Source organism: Aphanizomenon sp. UHCC 0183, from assembly GCF_009712065.1.
Taxonomy (GTDB): Bacteria; Cyanobacteriota; Cyanobacteriia; order Cyanobacteriales; family Nostocaceae; genus Dolichospermum; species Dolichospermum heterosporum.
Map to the genome: position 1 here is coordinate 1 of NZ_VILC01000163.1, position 2,178 is coordinate 2,178.

Consider the following 2,178-nt stretch of genomic DNA (forward strand, 5'->3'; position numbering starts at 1 on the left):
TTTGGCTTTGAGTTCTTCCCAAGAATCTCCTTGGGTAAAAATGTCCTCGGTGAGACATTCAGTAACAAATCCCCCATCTTCTTCTTGGGAAACTTCAAAAACCAGTGTATTTACCATCAGACTAACTCCTAGTAATCAAGAGCAGGTTATTTGAGCCAAAATTCATCCGGGAGGGGATTGTTAAAGTCTTCGCTTATCCATCCTTTACCTTCTTGAAGTCCGAGAGTCCGAGGTGGTTGGGGAATAATGTCTTTAATGTTTGGGTGGACATACTTTTGGGTAAGGAACTCAATAAAGTCTTCAATTTGCTGAAGCTGTTCTGGAGGAAGTGCTTGGATTTTATTGAGTAGTATCTCTGGCTTAGGGATAATTTGGGTTGTCATATTACCGTCGGGGTTGGTAGTTTTTTAGTTTTAGGTTCGCTGAATATTTATTTTCTCTGCTTCAATTATATGTATACTCAGCAAAATTTCTGCTAAAACTCTCTGAAATGTATAATACCATCCATGCCAACCGTCGAGAATAGCACCTTTGAGGATGAGACAATAGATGAAGATGATTAAAGGTGCGAGGATTTTGCGTTTGCGAAGGCGATCGCCTAAACTAAGTTCATGATCTGGTGTTTCTAGAAGTTTTTTACTTTCAATTACCATATAACGATCTTGCGCCCATAACCAACGATTCAATGGTTTGCGATCGTCGTGGTAAATGTATGCTGATAATTGACTAGATTTACCTTGTACAATCACTTTATGGGCGTGTCCATCATCTTGATAGATTGCTTTTTCCCTTTTATAAAGGACTTTGCGAGGTGGAAGCAAAGTACCACGTAAGGGTTTACCAAAAACACAGTATTTGAACCTGACACTATAGCTATTTATATCTGACTCTATTGGTAAAGATGTAATTTCCCGAATTAAATCATCGGTTAATATATAATCTGCATCTAGAGATAATACCCATTCTGATGGGATTTTTGACAGTCCATAATTGCATTGACTAGCGAATGAATCAAATTTTCTAGGAAATACTTCTAATTGAGGATATTGAGACAAAATCTCTAATGTTTTATCTGTGCTATAACTGTCAATAACAATGATTCTATTTGCCCATTTGAGTTTTTCTAGGGTACGATTAATATTATTTTCTTCGTTATAGGTAAGGATGAGAGGAGTAATTTGTTCTAACATTAGGATATTTAAATAAATTCTTTTTATTGAACTATGGTACTAGTACCGCAAGGCGGAAGTCAAAAGTCAAAAGTCAAAAGTCAAAAATAATATGACGTAAGCTTTTTAGTGATTGAGAATGGTTGTTTTATTTACGCCGTGCTGTACTAGTAGTTTGTCAAGATAAAAATCATGGACTGTAGTGTGAGCGTCTCGCTCACGCGGGCAAGATGCCCGCACTACCAAAACCCCGTCAAAATAAATTTGACAGACTACAAGAACACAACATACTTTTCCAAAGATAGGGAAATCTACCCGCAAACTTAAACTTGATATTTGTACAGTTCTCTGATTTAAGTAAAGCCGTCATAGTTGGTACAGAAAAAAACTTGATATGACCACCATCCCAAAGAGCGGTAAAATGGTTGTCCATTTTCCCTGTAGCAGCCATAACTAGGTTTTTTAGATAACCATGATAGGGTGTGGTAAGTATTAACCCACCATTGGGTTTGAGGCATTTTTTAGCGCTTCTGACTAATTCTTTAGGATAAAATAAATGCTCAATTACCTCAATAGAAATTACAATATCAAAGTTGTCTCCTAGTTCGGAGTATGGTAAATCGTAAATGCTACCTTGAATAAAGCGACAATCGGGAAAAGTTTGATTAGCCAATTTTACACCTGATTCAGACTCTTCAACACCAACAACTTCATAACCCTGCTGTGCGAGGAAATTGCTCAAGCTACCATTACCACAACCAATATCTAAAATCCGAGGTTTTTGTTTATTGGGGGGGTAGCATTTCTGACATCATTTCTATAAGTGGTTTTAGCAAATAACTATGATGGTGTCCAGCTTGACTATTTTGATAGGAATATTCGTATTGGTTGGGTGTGGTAGTCATTTGTTTTAGGAGGTTATTTGGTAAGTTAAGGGGGGTAATATATTTTATAAAATATAACTAAGGGGCGATCGCTAACTAGCAGTTTGAAAGTAGTGTGAGCGTCT

3 protein-coding genes are annotated in these 2,178 nt (G+C 37.0%); all 3 read right to left on the minus strand.

All coding sequences use genetic code 11. From position 1 onward, the window contains the following. Positions 1–146 precede the first annotated feature (146 nt). The 3 genes from FJR37_RS25620 to FJR37_RS25630 all read right to left on the minus strand — a co-directional run bounded on the left by FJR37_RS25620 (position 147) and on the right by FJR37_RS25630 (position 1,911). A complete protein-coding gene (locus tag FJR37_RS25620) occupies positions 147–383 on the minus strand; it encodes a DUF2281 domain-containing protein (protein WP_168467473.1) in 237 nt (78 codons plus the stop codon). Positions 384–413: 30 nt separating this feature from the next. Continuing rightward, on the minus strand, positions 414–1,190 hold the full coding sequence (locus FJR37_RS25625; RefSeq protein ID WP_168467474.1) for a glycosyltransferase family 2 protein: 777 nt from the start codon (positions 1,188–1,190) through the stop codon (positions 414–416). A 232-nt stretch (positions 1,191–1,422) separates the two neighbouring features. Continuing rightward, positions 1,423–1,911, minus strand: a complete 489-nt coding sequence (locus tag FJR37_RS25630) for a bifunctional 2-polyprenyl-6-hydroxyphenol methylase/3-demethylubiquinol 3-O-methyltransferase UbiG (protein ID WP_254434672.1) — start codon at positions 1,909–1,911, stop codon at positions 1,423–1,425. Positions 1,912–2,178: the final 267 nt, after the last annotated feature.

Bases quoted from the DNA above. Each gene is read 5' to 3' on its own strand.
- FJR37_RS25620 (WP_168467473.1), bottom strand. From the start codon at position 383: ATGACAACCCAAATTATCCCTAAGCCAGAGATACTACTCAATAAAATC.
- FJR37_RS25625 (WP_168467474.1), bottom strand. From the start codon at position 1,190: ATGTTAGAACAAATTACTCCTCTCATCCTTACCTATAACGAAGAAAAT.